Below are 15,846 nucleotides of genomic sequence, written 5' to 3'. Positions count from 1 at the left end.
ACCAAAAATAAAACAGTTATTTTGGTTTGCAAATTTATAATAATTAAGGAATTAATAAGTACAATAGTGCTATGAATGATGAAAATATTGATGTTTTAGTAGTGGGAGCAGGACCTTCGGGATGTGTTGCAGCTTCTTATTTGCATAATAATGGTTATAATGTGAAAGTAGTTGAGAAGAGTCTTTTTCCAAGATTTGTGATCGGAGAAAGTCTTTTGCCAAGATGTATGGATCATTTTGAAGAAGTAGGACTGTTGGATTGTTTAAAAGCATGTGAGTTCGAAGTAAAATCAGGAGCACGATTTATTAAAGGATCACAAGTGTGTAATTTTGATTTTAGTAAGAAGCACACAGAAGGTTGGGATTGGACATGGCAGGTACCTCGTGCAGATTTTGATTCAGCCCTTACAAAAGAACTTATTAATAGAGGGGTAGATATCAGTTTTGAAGAAGAAGTTGTTGCGGTAGATTTTGAGGGAGAAATTTCAAAAACTACTGTAAAAGATAAAGACGGGAAACATCGTGTTATTACTGCAAAATATGTTATAGATTCTAGCGGTTATGGAAGAGTGTTACCCAGGCTTTTAGATTTAGAACAACCTTCAGAATTGCCAAAACACTCTTCGATTTTTACTCATGTTAAGGATATTAATAGACCCGAAGGGAATGAAGGAACACTGATCACATTTGATGTAATAGATACAGAAACCTGGTTATGGGTAATTCCTTTTTCTAATGGAGTTACTAGTATAGGATATGTAGGACCAACTGAATTTCTGGATTCATTTGAAGGTAATGCTACAGAAAGATTGACACAAATGTTACAACGTTCAGACTATTTTTATAAGCGTTTTGAAAACGTTGATTTTATGTTTGATCCTATATCAATTAAGAATTTTTCAAAATCTGTAAAACAATTATACGGGAAAGGATACGTGCTAACAGGAAATAGTGCAGAATTCTTAGATCCTGTGTTTTCTTCTGGAGTTACATTTGCTACCGAATCTGCATTATTAGCAGCAAAACTTGTTGCCAAAGAATTACAAAACAAACCGGTAGATTGGGAGCAAGAATACACGAAATATATCAAGAGCGGAGTTAATGTTTTTGCATCTTATGTAAAAGAATGGTATACGGGAAATCTTCAAAAATTATTTTTCCATCGACCAGAAAACCCACAAATCAAGAGGCAAATATGTGCAGTTTTAGCTGGTTATGTATGGGATGAAACAAATCCTTTTGTTACCAAACATAACAGATTGATTAAAACGGTTGCGCACATGATAGATATAGAAAACGAAGTTTAATGAGATAATTTTTAGATTCTATAGGTCTTTACCTATGTAAACGATCTAGGATTTCCATTACTTCTATTTTTTTTCGTACCGAAACGGGGATGTTTTCTCCGTTTTTTAGCATAAGATATCCTCCATCGGTTTTGATAAAAGCACTAATACATTGTAGATTAACCAGGTGACTTTGATGTACTCGTAGAAATTGATAATTCTTGAGCATGTCAGAAAAATATTTCAATGTTTTAGTTACAAAAATTTTCTGTCCGTCCTGAAGATAGAAAATAGTGTTATTACTATCAGATTCACAACGTATAATATCGTCCAGATTTACGATGATAATTTTATCAAGAGTATGAAGTGAGATTTTATCAGGTTTTTGTTCTGGTGCAGATAACGTGTCTTTTAGAATGTTAAGACGTTCTTTGTTAGGTTGGATCTGTTCTTTGGCACGGGCAATAGCTTGAGCTAGCTCTTCATTTGAATATGGTTTTAAGACATAATCAATAGCTGCAAATTTAAAAGCTCTGATGGCAAACTCATCACTGGCGGTAACAAAAATGATCTTTGATTTTAGCTCGGGAAATATTTCTAGTATATCAAATCCGGTACCATCACCTAACATAATATCTAAAAAGAGAATATCGGGTTGCGTGTTGCGTAATGATTTTGCTGCCTCAACTACACTTTGGGCAGTATCAACTACTTTTATTTCTGGATGATTCACTTTTAGATCACTTTTTAAAAGCTGAAGTGCATCTGGCATGTCTTCTACGATAATTGCTGTAAGCATAATTGTTTTAATAGTCGGTTTCTAATGGTATTTTAAATGTAATCTCGGTTCCTGCTACAGAATTACCGTTTAAGAGAATTTCTTTTATATGTAAAGAATCCTTTCCCGAAATTGATTCAAGCCGTTCTCGGGTCACTGTAAGTGCCATAGATTGATGATCTGTCTTAGTTTTGTTTTTTTGTGATTGAAAAATACCTTGCCCATTATCTAATATAGTGCAATGTAAAAAATCTTCAGTAGTATGAAATAGTACTTTTAATTCACCATCACGACTACCTTTTAAGATGCCATGTCTAACAGCATTTTCTACAAAGGGTTGAATTAGCATTGGTGGAATTAGGATTTCTTCGGGATCAAAATCAGAATCTATAGAAATATCATAGATAAATGGTTTGCTACCCATTAATTGTTCTATCTCTATATAATGCTTTAAAGTTTGTATTTCCTGACCCAGAGTTATATGATCTTTTCTAGAATTATATAATGTTTCTCTTAACAAAGTAGCAAATGTATTTATCGTAGTATTCATACGATTAGGATTATTAGTTCCCATTGCTTTTATGCCATTAAGTGCATTAAATATAAAATGAGGATTCATTTGTAAACGTAGTGCTTTTTGTTCTAATGATAGTAAATGATTTTGCATTTGTAAGCGATTACGTTCTTCCTTATTTTTTCGTTTTACTCTTCTAATGTAAGATAAAGCATATCCTCCTAAAATTAGTACAATTATTGCTAAGACTGCTAATTGAAACCAGGCTTTTTCATAAATAGGACTATCAATAAAAAATTGAAACATAATAGGATCACTTTCTTCCCATCTGTAGTTTCTGGATTGCGCAGAGAAGTAATGAGGTCCATAAGCTAGTCCTGCAAGATTTTGTTTGTTATCTGATGACCAGGGGCTCCATTCAGAATTGTTTAGTCTCCAGCGATACTCTACATCATTAGGGTGATCAAGATCAATAGTTTTGTAACTAAACGATAATTCTGTTTGATTTGGTGTTAGTTTTAAAACATTGTTGCTATTTGCCCAGGCGCCTAATTGAATAGAATCTACACTACGATAGGCAACTTCTACATCTTCAAAATATAAACTGGGTTTAATTGTAGCTTTGGTAGTCCCTGTAGGTTGATATTTGGTTAGCCCGTATATTGCACCAAACCAGAGATTTCCCTCATTGTCTTTGGTGACAGCATTAAGGCAGGTTTCAATTCCTAAAAAACCATCATTTCTTCCAAAATGAAAAATATCTACAATATCATTTGATTGGTTTAATTCAATTCTGTCAACTCCTCGTTCACTTCCTGCCCATAGATTGTTTTTGTCATCAAATATCATTTGATAAATATTGTCTGAATAAGGTTTTTTTCTACCTTTTAATTTTTTGAAGGCGATATTTCCATCAAGATTAGACCACCAGATTCCTCTTCCTGCTGTCCCAAGGTATAGTATGTTTTTGTGAAAAAGTAACGAGCTAATTGCTGTCTTTTGGTTTAGAACATTGCCTAAGTGTGTAACTTTATTTCTCTCGATATATCCTAGATGCCCATTTTGAGTAGCATACCAGATTTTGCCGAGAGAATCTTTTTTCATGTCTCTAATTTGCACATCTTGAATACCATTCTTTCTGGTAAATTTCTTCAGAGATGTTATACGTTTCTTTTTTGGATCGTATATAAATTTTGAAATACCTGCCGAATAAGATGCGACCCAAATAGTTTTGTCTACAACTTCTACAGTTCTTATCCAGTCTGATAGCAAACCTTTATCGGTATCAATGATATGATTTTCGCTAACCGTTATTGCAATAGTGTCGGTTGTAATAATTGGGTCCGAATTTAATTCTTTACCATCGATAGTATCTACAGCGATGCTATCAATTTGTTTAATCTCTTTAAACAGAATTCCTTTACCTTCGGTACCTGCCCAAATATTTCCAGAATTATCACTGGTTATGGTTTTAATCTTAACTTCAGATAAGCGTTCTTCCTGTGGGATATGATGAATTCCCAGAGAATCGATCTGTACCAGCCCTACTTCAGAATTAGATGCCCAGATACTATTTTTTGTGTTATGAACAGCATATACGCGATTACCTTTTAATCCTGTATTTTGATCATAGTGCGTGAAATTATTCTGAAAATATTTATAAAACCCTCCTCCTGATGTGGCGATCCAAATATTAGATTGACGATCTAAGATACTTTTTCTGGTGTGAGAGACAGACAACCCATTTTTTCGATTGATTTTCTTTTTTTCGGTATACTTTTCGAAATCGAGGATTGTGACGCCATCATTATCAGTAGCAAACCATAATTCGTTATTGTTATGTACAGAAATATCTGTTACTCGTACGGGCTTTTGAATCCAGCGATTACCATAAGTTTTTGCATTAGTATTTAAAACCAGAATCCCTTGGTTGAAAGCAGCAGCAAATATCTTATTATTATGAAATATGGCAGCGGTAAAATCATATGCGCTATGCCTTTCTATAATGTTTGTTTCCTGTTTTATATTATTTAATTTCCAGAGTCCTTTATTGGTGGCTACCCAATATAGTTTGCCGTCAAAAACGATGTCATTAATTATGCTAGTGTTAATCTTGGAATTAAGATTAATCTTAATTAAACCTAGGTTCTTACGATATTGATAAATACCAATATTAGTGGCCAGATATGTTTTGTTGGCTATCTGGCATATTTTGTTAATCCGAGGACCTTCTAGGTTAGTGAATTTATTCTTAACCTTAATACTTAATCCGTTTTTAGTACCAATAAAAAGGCTGTCATTTACAAAAGCAAGTGAATGAATGTAATTAGACTGTAATCCATCATTTTCGTTCCAGACCTTAAACTCTTCTCCATTAAACCTGGAGAGCCCACCTCCTTGAGTACCTAGCCATAAGTAGCCTATTTTATCTTGTGCGATATCATAAACTTGTGATTGAGGCAATCCATCCTCTAATGTATATGCTCTAAGTTGATTATTTTGTGCTGATAATGAACCGATAATACTTAATATCAGGAATGAAACAAGATAGATGGTTTTATAGTTTAAGTTCACAAGAGGTTTGTCTGGTTGGTAACAAATATAATCAAACTGAATTTCGGTCCGGGTTATAATCAAAAAAAAACCGACACCACCTGTTAGGGTGGGTCGGTATAATAAACAAAAGTTTCCCCCTTTTTGTTTATTAGATTGAGATTACTGTTAGGATTAATTAGTACCCAGTGATAGCAGTTGTCTTTGAATCCTCAAAAACGCCATCGTTCCAGGTAAAACTTTGTTTTAAGTTTACATATTTAGTATTAGTTGTTGCTCCTTGATAAAATGTTTGTGTTTGTAATATATTACCTTCTATACCGTATTCCTGATTTGGAAATATGTACTGAAAATCGGAGTCAGAATTTTCGCAATACACATTGTTAAGTTCAGGCAAGGCTACAATAGTGTTATCTTCTTTTAGCATGTAATAATAGGACTCTACATGAGCACAACATGCTAAGTATTCAACTTCCATCTTAATCACCTTAGAGACCCCTTCTAGTCCAGGGTTCTCTAAGGCGGTTATAAAGATATCCTCAAAAAGCTCTGTGTCTTCAATAGTAAGAGTCGATATTTTATCTGAATTTTCTTCTCCCGAACGAACCAGGTTTATAACATATGAGGGGTGTTTTTCTCCTCGGTCCATAATTTCGGTAGTAACCAAAAACTCTTGTGTATCGGCAAAAACTTTTTGTGCATGGATACCTTGAAAACTTTGAAACAGAATAATGATTATGGCAACATTTTTCATAACAGCTTATTTTGAGGTTGGCTATTTGATATAAAAGTAGTTCCTTATCTTATTCTTTAGGATATGCTTTTAGTATTCGTAATGATTCAACTAGAATTCGTTTTTAGCAAAAAAAACATCTTTTTGTGGTTTTATATTCTAGTGCTTTAAAAGATAGGGGGTAAGGGCTTATTGATAATCTGTATAGCAAATCATGTAATGAATTTATTTTTTTAGGTTATATAGTTTTTTACTGCTTTTGATTTATGCCTGTTTACCGAAAAATCAATTATAAGTATCTGATAATATGTGGTGTAGTGAGATTGAAGTTGATTTTAAGATTACGCCTTTGGGATACTATTTTTTGTATCTTCACAAGAATTACCCTTACGAAATTTAGATTTTAGGCATCTATTAAAATGTAGATCATCTCTCATGATCTTACAAAGATGTGCATGTTTATCTATATAATATGTATAGAAAACAAAAATTGATATATCAGATATTTAGTTTTTACTAAACATGTTTAGAGAATTTTGCGTTTAGTTATAAACTATTTGATACTTAACCTTCTGTTTTAAAATAGAAGTTGACCCAATACAAAAATCTATAAAATATAAACAAATGAAAACAATACGTTACCGTTCGAACGGACAGGATGTTCATTTTTTGGAAGAAATTTTAACCATACTGGGATATCAAGTATATGTGTCTAATTTTTTTGGAAAAGATACGGATGCAGCCGTCAGAGATTTTCAGACTAGACATAATCTTGTAATAGATGGTATAGTAGGACTTAAAACCTGGTCCAAACTTATCGAAATCAAAAATGACTTTATTGCATTTAATGATAAACTCTTGTCCGAACAAGATGTGAAGGATTTTGCAGATCAGTTTGAATTAGAATTAGCAATGGTAAAAGCGGTTAATGAAATAGAAAGTAATGGAAAAGGGTTTTTGGTATCTGGCAGGCCAAGAATTTTGTTTGAAGGCCATATTTTTTGGAAAGAACTGGATAAACGGGGAGTAAATCCATCTCAGTATGTTTCAGAATATACTAAAAACGTATTATATGAAAAATGGACCAAAACATACTATAAAGGGGGAGCTGGTGAGTATGATCGTTTAGAAAAGGCTGCAGGAATGTCTGATGAACCAGCTTTTCATGAAGCAGCATATAGCTCGGCATCATGGGGAGCTTTCCAAATCATGGGGTTTCATTATGCGAACTTAGGTTTTTCTTCTGTAGATCATTTTGTTTCAGAAATGTATGATCATGAAAGAGAGCATCTTAAAGCTTTTGGTAAATTTATAGAAACTACATCTTTTAAAGGTAAAAAACTACTGGATTGGATAAAAGAAAAGAACTGGGCAAGATTTGCCGAAGGATATAATGGATCGGGGTATAAGAAAAATAAATATGATACTAGACTAAAAAATGCTTACATAAAATATAGCAATAGTTAGTTGTGATTGTATATTAGAATTAAATTTATTTTAGGTTTTTCAACTATATCTCAGTTTTTCTATTTTTGCTCTATGATTGATAATTTCGAGAATGAATTTTTTGGGATCGGTATTCAAAATGGTAAAACACCAGAGAATCTAGGTGTATTATGGCGTTCTGCACAAAATATGGGAGCAAGTTTTATTTTTACGATAGGCAATCGATATGCAAAACAAGCCAGTGATACTCATAATGCGGTAAAAGCCATGCCGTATTTTCATTATGATACTTTTGAAGATTTTTATCGACACTTACCTAAAGGAGCAATGTTGATAGGAGTAGAATTAACAGATAATGCGCAATCTCTCGAAACTTTTAACCATCCGAAACGTTGTGTGTATTTACTAGGAGCCGAAGACCATGGGTTGTCCAAAAATGCTATCGAGAAATCACAGTTTTTAATCAAATTTAAATCAGAACTAAGTATTAATGTTGCTGTAGCAGGAAGCATTATTATGTATGATCGTGGAGTTGATAAGCCAAGGTTTATAAGAACATAGTTCCTGTAATTTTTAAAATGAAGGTTTCATATATAATTTTTGTCACTACATTTATAACCACTATCCGTATTGTTTATGTTTAAAATAGTAGAAGATTTTATTGCTGGTTTTAGCTCCTGGGTATGGGATTGGCCTTTATTGGTATTGCTTATTGGAGGAGGAGTATTTTTTCTTATTTATTCTAGGTTTACACCTTTTTTCTATTTTAAACACGCGATCAATGTATTGCGAGGTAAATATGATAATGAGGATGCTCCTGGACAGCTTAGTCATTTTCAGGCCTTGTCTTCTGCTATTGCTGCAACGGTGGGCATGGGTAATATTAGCGGCGTGGCGGTGGCAATTGTCATGGGTGGACCTGGAGCTGTTTTCTGGATGTGGATCAGTGCTTTAATCGGTATGGCAACCAAGTTTTATACCTGTTCATTAGCGGTAATGTATCGATCTGAAGATGAGGAAGGGTCTTTGCTTAGTGGTCCGATGTATGTGATCACCAAAGGTCTGGGTGCTCAATGGAAGCCTCTGGCTGTACTTTTTGCCTTGGCAGGATTGGTAGGCACACTCCCTGCGTTTACGGCAAACCAACTCACTCAAACATTAGTAGATGTTTTAGATTGGAATGATGACTATAAATGGTATATCGGGATTGTATTAGCAGGTTTCGCTTCGCTGGTTATTATGGGAGGAATAAAAAGAATTGGTGTTGTAGCTAGTAGACTGGTTCCTTTTATGGTGGTTTTATATTTTATCACAGTGATCACTATTCTGGTTTTACAAATAGAAAAAATACCAGATATGTTTATGTTAATTTTCTCGGATGCATTTTCTGGAAAAGCAGCGGCAGGAGGAGCTTTAGGGTATTTGATTAAAACAGGAGTAAAAAGAGCCGCTTTTTCTAACGAAGCAGGTATAGGAACTGCGCCAATGATGCATGGTACGGCAAAAACTAATGAACCTATTAGAGAAGGGCTAGTGGCAATGATTGGTCCCGCAATAGATACATTACTGGTATGTACATTAACCGCTTTGGCAATACTTTCTACTGGGGTATGGCAAAGCTCTAATGGTAATGGAATATCTCTTACTTTAGAAGCTTTTAATTCTGTTCTTCCATATGGATTAGGAGATATTGTAGTGGTTGTTATGGTTTTGGTATTTGGGCTTTCGACACTGTTTTCATATTCGCATTATGGGACTACATGTTTAGGGTTTTTAACCAAACCGAAGTATGGTAAATATTATAACTATTTATATATAATGTCGATTATAGTTGCTGCAGTAGTAAAAATAGAATTTGCAATTAATCTTATTGACAGTGCTTTTGCTATAATGGCAATCCCTACAGTGATTTCTGGATTATTATTAGCCCCTAGAGTAAATGCCAGAGCTAAAATGTATTTTGAAAAGTATAAGATCTAATATCATTTTTTTGTATTACATTAGACCAGGTCTTTGCTTTACTTTATTTTCATAATGATAAACTCACTTCTCCTGTTTTCCTGATGCTCTTCCTCTGTACAATCTATTCCATCAGCACATTTGTTGATCAACCTTCTCTCTCCATAGGCTTTTCCGGGTATACGTCGCCAATCAATATTTCCTTTTCGTACGATATATCTTATTGTGGCTCTCATTCTTTTTACACTTAACTTTTTGTTGTACCAATGACTGGATCTACTATCGGTATGTGAGCGAACTTCAATCTTTAATTCTGGATATTTATTCATCGCCGAAATTATTTTTTGGAGTTCTACTTCGGCATTTGGACTAATCTCATAATCATCCAGACTAAAATAAATAGGTTCTAGTTGTAAAATTTCCCCAAGATCATCACCAACAGTAATCTTTACTGTAGAGGATAATAATTTTTCTGCATCAATATTTGTTAATGAAATTGGCAGATTATGAATAAATTCAAAAATATCTGTAGTTTCTAATGTAACTTCTTTTGGGATAAAATTTTCCAGCTCTGCCCGTATTACATATGGTTCATTGCAAGGAACTTTGATTTTGTATTTGCCTTTTAAATCAGAAACAGCCTGATGTGCTATGTTTCCATTTTTATCGAATACGATAACATCTGCTCTTATAAGCGGCTCCCCGGTTGCAATATCTGTGATCGTGCCTTCTGCATATTGCATACAAGAAGTGATCAGTTCCCCGACTTGCTTAAAACTGTAGATATCATCATTGCCTTTACCTCCTTTTCTGTTACTGGCAAAATATCCTATTTTGGTTTCTTCATTTAATACGAAGGTAAAGTCGTCTTTAGAACTATTTACAGGTTTGCCAATATTAAAAGCATTAGAAAAACCAGATTCATTAGGTACAGAAATAAAAATATCTAACCCTCCCAAGCCTACATGACCATCACTAGAAAAGTATAGTCTTCCACTGTCGCTGATGTAAGGAAAAGTTTCTCTACCCTCTGTATTAATCTTACTTCCTAAGTTTTTTGGTTCACCATATTTTCCATTTTCTAATACATCTACCACAAACAGATCAGACTGTCCCATAGTGCCTGGCATGTCACTGGCAAAATAGAGTTTAGTTCCATCAGCACTTAATGAAGGATGGGATACAGAATATTCGTCACTAGAAAAAGGTAATTCTACGATGTCAGTCCATATTCCACCTTTGAGGGTGGCCATGTACAATTTTAGTAAAACAACCCCCTTTTTACTTGTCCCTAATTTGTTGTTGGTATAGTTATTTCTCGAAAAGTATACTGTTTCTCCATCTTTACTAAAACTGGTGGATGACTCATGAAATTTTGTATTTATTTTTCCTTTTAACTTAACAGGGTCTTCCAGAGTAATCTGATCTTCTTTAATGTTTGAAGAGAAGATATCTAAAAAAGGCATTTTGTTCCATTTATGAAGTTTTGAATCATTAGTGTTTTTACTTCTTGACGAAGCAAATACGATTTGATTTTTGTTGTTGAAACTAGGAGCGTATTCTGAATTTTTTGAATTAATACTAAGGGGGAATATGTCATATTTACCCGATTGCATTTCGATGAAATCTAGATAGTTCCTCTTTTCTATGAAAGATTTAGCACGTTTGTCATTTCCTGTAATAGCATAGAATTGATCCATAATATTATCGGCTTCCTTGTAACGTTCAACACTTTTTAAGCTTTGTGCATATCTAAATAAATATTCGGGATTTAAATCCTCTGGATAATTCTGGATTAATTTTTCATACCATACTACAGAATCTTCAAGATCTCCTGTGAAATAAAATGAATCTCCTAGTTTAGAATATAGGTTTTGAGAAGAATATCCACGTTGAGCCACATCTGTATATATTGCTCTGGCATCGATATACGCAAATGCTGTAAAACTTTGATCTGCTTTAGTTATACGTTTATCCTGATCTTGAGAAAAAAGCTGCGACGATGATAAGAGAATAAGTACCCAGAAAGAAATAAAGTTTCTTTTTATAAAGATTGAGGCAAAAAATAACATGTGATTTTTCAAACGATCCCAGAATTTAATGTTAAAAACTTGTTTCCACGGGGTATTTGAAAACATACTGGAACTAAATTTAAGAAAAATTCAATTAAAAAGTCAATTCAATACCTTTATTTTAATAACTACTTTTTGTAGGAAAATGTTAATAAGACAGGGATGTATGTAATAATTCTATGATCTGTTGTTTTCTTGTTTAATATTCGTCTACCTTTGTATTAAAATCAATCATATGGCTCATAAAGCTGGCTTTGTAAATATTATAGGTAACCCTAATGTAGGTAAGTCTACATTGATGAATGCTTTTATTGGTGAGAAGCTATCTATTATTACTTCTAAAGCGCAAACCACAAGACATCGTATTTTAGGAATTGTAAACGGGGATGATTTTCAAGTGATTTTATCAGATACTCCCGGGATTATAAAACCTGCTTATGAACTTCAGGAATCAATGATGGATTTTGTTAAGTCTGCTTTTGAAGATGCAGATGTATTGATATATATGGTAGAGATTGGTGAAAAGGATCTAAAAGATGAAGCTTTTTTTAATAAAATAACAAATGCAAAAATTCCAATTCTTCTACTCATAAATAAAATAGACCAGTCTAATCAGGAAAAATTAGAGGAACAGGTTCAGTTTTGGAGTCAAAAAGTACCCAATGCAGAAATATATCCTATATCTGCTTTAGAGAATTTTAATGTGAAAGAAGTTTTTGGTAGAATAGTAGAGTTATTACCAGATTCTCCACCTTTTTATCCAAAAGATCAGTTAACAGATAAACCAGAACGATTTTTTGTAAATGAAGCCATTCGAGAAAAAATATTAGTACACTATAAAAAAGAGATTCCTTATTCTGTAGAGGTAGAGACAGAGGAATTTGTAGAGGATGATGATATTATTAGAATTCGTTCGGTAATTATGGTGGAGCGGGATTCTCAAAAAGGAATAATTATTGGTCATAAAGGATCTGCTTTAAAAAGGGTAGGTACTGAGGCACGTAAAGAACTGGAAAAGTTTTTCGGAAAAAAGATACATATAGAACTTTATGTAAAAATCAATAAAAATTGGCGTAGTAATGAACGTCAGTTAAGGCGATTTGGATATAATAATTGATTGCTACTGCCCTAATTAATATTACTTTAGTTACTATTTTTTATACCTTCTTCATTACCTGTAAGAAGATTATTTATTGATCGATGTTTATAATTTATCCTTAGCATAACGTTAAGGATATATATGTTGTTAACATTTGAAGCCTTAATCACAAAACAAGATCAATAATGAAAACTTTTAACAAGACTATTCTTATTTCCGCAGTTGCATTAAGCCTTTTTAGCGCATGTGATCCTGATGATTATCATGGTGGAGGGAATACTAATAAACTAACGTTCAAGAAAATTGGAGGGTTTACCAATGGAACGGGAGGTGAGGGATTTGCAGAGATTTCTGCTTTTGATCCACAAACAGATAAACTTTTTGTTGTAAATCCAAAAGAATCAGAACTTTCGGTTTGGGATATTTCTGATCCAGGCGCACCTGTACAGGGAGTAGATATATCTTTGATTGGTAACCCCAATAGCGTAGCTGTGAACAACGGAATGGTAGCTGTGGCTTTAGAAAATTCTTCAAACAAACAAGCCAACGGAACGATTGCAATTTATAATTCGGATTCACAAGAATTGCTATATACTTATCCAGCAGGAGCATTACCAGATATGGTGACTTTTAGCCCTAATGGAAAATATATTGTAGCAGCAAATGAAGGAGAACCTAATGATTTGTATACAGATGATCCAGAAGGATCAATAACTGTTATAGAGGTTGCTACCGGGCAGGTTTCGAACATCAGTTTTACAGCTTTTAATGATCAGACTATTGGTAATGATTTTCGGGTTTTTGGACCAGGAGCATCTCTGGCAAAAGATGTAGAACCGGAGTATGTAGCTATTTCTCATGATTCGAAAACAGCATATGTTACATTACAAGAGAATAATGGATTGGCAATCGTTAATCTAGAAACTAAAACGATTACTGATATTATCGGGCTAGGAGTAAAAAATTATGGATTAACAAATAATCAAATAGACGCTAGTGATAAAGATGATATTGTAGGAAATTTTCAAAATTGGCCGGTTTTAGGGTTTTATCATCCAGATGCTATAACGTATACTAAGATCAGAGGAGGACGATACTTAATAACAGCAAATGAAGGAGATTCTAGAGATTACGATGGGTTTTCTGAAGAAAAGAGAGTAAAAGACCTTACACTTGATCCTGTTGCTTTTTCTGATGCAGCTACCTTACAATTAGATGAGAATTTGGGAAGACTAAAAGTTACTACTGCAAATGGAGATGTTGATGGTGATGGAGATTATGACATGATTTATGCTTATGGTGGAAGATCATTTACTATATGGTCTACATCTGGAGCAGTTATTTATGACAGTGGAGATCAAATAGGAAAAACGATTTTTGACTTGGATCCGAGTGCTTTTAATAATAACGAAGGAAGTGCAGCCGATAAAAGATCTGATGATAAAGGAGCAGAGCCAGAAGCTGTAGAGACCCTTAAAGTGGGAAGAAAAACACTACTTTTTGTTGGGCTAGAGAGAACAGGAGGAGTTTTGGTGTATGATATATCCAATCCCTCTAATCCGAAATTTTTAGAATGGTTAAAGAATGAAACAGATATTTCTCCAGAAGGATTGATTGTGGTAGAAGCAGAAGATAGTCCAACAGAAAATGATTTGATAATAGTAACTAATGAAGTGTCTAATACGGTCGCTATTTATGAAATAAGTAAAAAAGATTAAATCAATATCGATAGAAGAATCCCTGTCATAATGCTGGTGAGAGGCTAAAAAACCTCATTTTTTCACTAATAACAATAAAAACTTTGTTGTTTTACAGTAACCAACTTGACTGCAATACGTGGTATATTTGACTAAGTAATTATTTCACTGACTGACTATCAATTATGAAAAGTTCCATCGGCCTGAAACATTGGCCTTTGGGCTTTTTATTTTTACTTTCTTTCCTATTGTTAATCAAATCAAAACATTTATAGTATTGCTAAAATAAAAAGTCTAATTTTGCACAAAATTTAGAATAGATATCAATGAGTGGTATAGTGGCAATTGTAGGAAGACCTAATGTTGGGAAATCAACGTTCTTTAATCGGTTAATTCAAAGAAGAGAAGCTATTGTAGATGCTGTTAGCGGGGTAACCCGTGATCGACATTATGGAAAGAGTGATTGGAATGGAGTAGAGTTTTCATTAATAGATACCGGTGGTTATGTTGTGGGTAGTGATGATGTTTTTGAAGCCGAAATCGATAAACAGGTAGAATTGGCTATCGATGAAGCAGACGCTATTATCTTTATGGTTGATGTAGAATCAGGAATAACAGGAATGGATCAGGATGTTGCTAATCTGCTTCGTAAAGTAGATAAGCCTGTTTTTTTGGTTGTAAATAAAGTGGATAATGGGCAGAGAGCTACAAATGCAGTAGAATTTTATAATTTAGGCCTTGGCGAATATTATACTATTGCCAGTATTAATGGGAGTGGTACAGGAGAACTTCTGGATGAGTTAGTAAAAGTACTGCCCGAGAAAGAAGACGATGAATCTAGTGAATTACCGCGATTTGCAGTAGTAGGAAGGCCTAATGCTGGTAAATCTTCTTTTATTAATGCTTTGATAGGAGAAGATAGATATATTGTTACCGATATTGCAGGAACTACCCGGGATGCAATTGATACCAAATATAATCGTTTTGGGTTCGAGTTTAACCTGGTAGATACTGCAGGAATACGACGTAAATCTAAAGTGAAAGAAGATCTGGAGTTCTATTCTGTAATGCGATCAGTTCGAGCGATTGAGCATAGTGATGTTTGTTTAATAGTTTTGGATGCTACCAGAGGTTTTGACGGACAAGTACAAAATATTTTTTGGCTAGCAGAGCGTAATCGTAAGGGAGTAGTGATCTTAGTTAATAAATGGGATCTTGTAGAAGATAAAGAGAGTAATACCTTAAAAGATTTTGAGAAATATATACGTAAAGAAACAGAGCCATTTACCGATGTTCCTATTGTATTTATTTCGGCTTTAACAAAGCAACGTATATTTAAAGCTATCGAAACTGCTGTAGAAGTATATAAAAACAGATCTAAGAAGATCAAAACCAGTGAGCTTAATGATGTTTTATTGCCGATAATTGAACGTAACCCGCCGCCAGCCTATAAAGGTAAGTATGTGAAGATAAAGTATATTACGCAATTGCCAACACCACAACCTCAATTTGCGTTTTTCTGCAATTTACCTCAGTATATAAGAGATCCATATAAACGATTTCTCGAAAACCAACTTCGTAAAGAGTTTGATTTTCATGGTGTGCCAGTTTCGGTGTATTTAAGAAAGAAGTAGAGGCTTAGTTTTCTGATTCTGCTTTATAAAGTCTTTTGGGAATTATTTGTTGCATAATTACTTTTTCGTTCTGAA

At 33.8% G+C, this 15,846-nt stretch carries 11 protein-coding genes; 7 read left to right on the top strand and 4 right to left on the bottom strand.

Going from position 1 to position 15,846, the window contains the following annotated elements:
• Positions 1–71 precede the first annotated feature (71 nt).
• Complete coding sequence (locus tag AAFU52_RS04105; RefSeq protein WP_438425626.1) at positions 72–1,307, top strand: NAD(P)/FAD-dependent oxidoreductase; 1,236 nt, start codon at positions 72–74, stop codon at positions 1,305–1,307.
• A gap of 28 nt (positions 1,308–1,335) precedes the next feature.
• Here the strand turns inward: AAFU52_RS04105 and AAFU52_RS04100 are convergent, their stop codons facing one another.
• The 3 genes from AAFU52_RS04100 to AAFU52_RS04090 all read right to left on the bottom strand — a co-directional run bounded on the left by AAFU52_RS04100 (position 1,336) and on the right by AAFU52_RS04090 (position 5,885).
• Complete coding sequence (locus tag AAFU52_RS04100; protein WP_035092955.1) at positions 1,336–2,085, bottom strand: LytR/AlgR family response regulator transcription factor; 750 nt, start codon at positions 2,083–2,085, stop codon at positions 1,336–1,338.
• A gap of 7 nt (positions 2,086–2,092) precedes the next feature.
• Positions 2,093–5,152, bottom strand: a complete 3,060-nt coding sequence (locus tag AAFU52_RS04095; RefSeq protein ID WP_438425625.1) for a sensor histidine kinase — start codon at positions 5,150–5,152, stop codon at positions 2,093–2,095.
• Between the two features lie 157 nt (positions 5,153–5,309).
• Positions 5,310–5,885 (bottom strand): hypothetical protein, encoded by a 576-nt coding sequence (locus AAFU52_RS04090; RefSeq protein WP_024772008.1) that lies wholly within the window; start codon positions 5,883–5,885, stop codon positions 5,310–5,312.
• 603 nt (positions 5,886–6,488) lie between these two features.
• Here AAFU52_RS04090 and AAFU52_RS04085 point away from each other — a divergent pair.
• From AAFU52_RS04085 to AAFU52_RS04075, 3 genes are all read left to right on the top strand, one after another.
• Complete coding sequence (locus tag AAFU52_RS04085; protein WP_438425624.1) at positions 6,489–7,331, top strand: N-acetylmuramidase domain-containing protein; 843 nt, start codon at positions 6,489–6,491, stop codon at positions 7,329–7,331.
• Between the two features lie 72 nt (positions 7,332–7,403).
• Positions 7,404–7,871, top strand: a complete 468-nt coding sequence (locus AAFU52_RS04080; RefSeq protein WP_024772733.1) for an RNA methyltransferase — start codon at positions 7,404–7,406, stop codon at positions 7,869–7,871.
• A 75-nt stretch (positions 7,872–7,946) separates the two neighbouring features.
• Positions 7,947–9,290 carry an alanine/glycine:cation symporter family protein gene (locus AAFU52_RS04075; RefSeq protein WP_024772732.1) on the top strand — a complete coding sequence of 448 codons (1,344 nt, stop codon included), beginning with the start codon at positions 7,947–7,949 and terminating at the stop codon, positions 9,288–9,290.
• A gap of 38 nt (positions 9,291–9,328) precedes the next feature.
• Here AAFU52_RS04075 and AAFU52_RS04070 read toward each other — a convergent pair whose 3' ends face one another.
• Positions 9,329–11,407, bottom strand: a complete 2,079-nt coding sequence (locus AAFU52_RS04070) for an OmpA family protein (protein WP_438425623.1) — start codon at positions 11,405–11,407, stop codon at positions 9,329–9,331.
• Between the two features lie 169 nt (positions 11,408–11,576).
• Between AAFU52_RS04070 and era the strand changes: the two genes are divergently transcribed.
• From era to der, 3 genes are all read left to right on the top strand, one after another.
• A complete protein-coding gene (gene era, locus AAFU52_RS04065; protein WP_024772730.1) occupies positions 11,577–12,458 on the top strand; it encodes a GTPase Era in 882 nt (293 codons plus the stop codon).
• A 167-nt stretch (positions 12,459–12,625) separates the two neighbouring features.
• On the top strand, positions 12,626–14,158 hold the full coding sequence (locus AAFU52_RS04060) for a choice-of-anchor I family protein (protein ID WP_438425622.1): 1,533 nt from the start codon (positions 12,626–12,628) through the stop codon (positions 14,156–14,158).
• A 305-nt stretch (positions 14,159–14,463) separates the two neighbouring features.
• Complete coding sequence (gene der, locus AAFU52_RS04055; RefSeq protein WP_024772728.1) at positions 14,464–15,771, top strand: ribosome biogenesis GTPase Der; 1,308 nt, start codon at positions 14,464–14,466, stop codon at positions 15,769–15,771.
• Positions 15,772–15,846: the final 75 nt, after the last annotated feature.

It is taken from the genome of Aquimarina macrocephali, from assembly GCF_051627225.1.
GTDB classification, from domain to species: Bacteria; Bacteroidota; Bacteroidia; order Flavobacteriales; family Flavobacteriaceae; genus Aquimarina; species Aquimarina macrocephali.
Note: the sequence above shows the minus strand (reverse complement) of the source record. Positions and strands in the feature narration are given on the sequence as shown.

Bases quoted from the DNA above. Each gene is read 5' to 3' on its own strand.
- AAFU52_RS04105 (WP_438425626.1), top strand. From the start codon at position 72: ATGAATGATGAAAATATTGATGTTTTAGTAGTGGGAGCAGGACCTTCG.
- AAFU52_RS04100 (WP_035092955.1), bottom strand. From the start codon at position 2,085: ATGCTTACAGCAATTATCGTAGAAGACATGCCAGATGCACTTCAGCTT.
- AAFU52_RS04090 (WP_024772008.1), bottom strand. From the start codon at position 5,885: ATGAAAAATGTTGCCATAATCATTATTCTGTTTCAAAGTTTTCAAGGT.
- AAFU52_RS04085 (WP_438425624.1), top strand. From the start codon at position 6,489: ATGAAAACAATACGTTACCGTTCGAACGGACAGGATGTTCATTTTTTG.
- AAFU52_RS04080 (WP_024772733.1), top strand. From the start codon at position 7,404: ATGATTGATAATTTCGAGAATGAATTTTTTGGGATCGGTATTCAAAAT.
- AAFU52_RS04075 (WP_024772732.1), top strand. From the start codon at position 7,947: ATGTTTAAAATAGTAGAAGATTTTATTGCTGGTTTTAGCTCCTGGGTA.
- AAFU52_RS04070 (WP_438425623.1), bottom strand. From the start codon at position 11,407: ATGTTTTCAAATACCCCGTGGAAACAAGTTTTTAACATTAAATTCTGG.
- era (WP_024772730.1), top strand. From the start codon at position 11,577: ATGGCTCATAAAGCTGGCTTTGTAAATATTATAGGTAACCCTAATGTA.
- AAFU52_RS04060 (WP_438425622.1), top strand. From the start codon at position 12,626: ATGAAAACTTTTAACAAGACTATTCTTATTTCCGCAGTTGCATTAAGC.
- der (WP_024772728.1), top strand. From the start codon at position 14,464: ATGAGTGGTATAGTGGCAATTGTAGGAAGACCTAATGTTGGGAAATCA.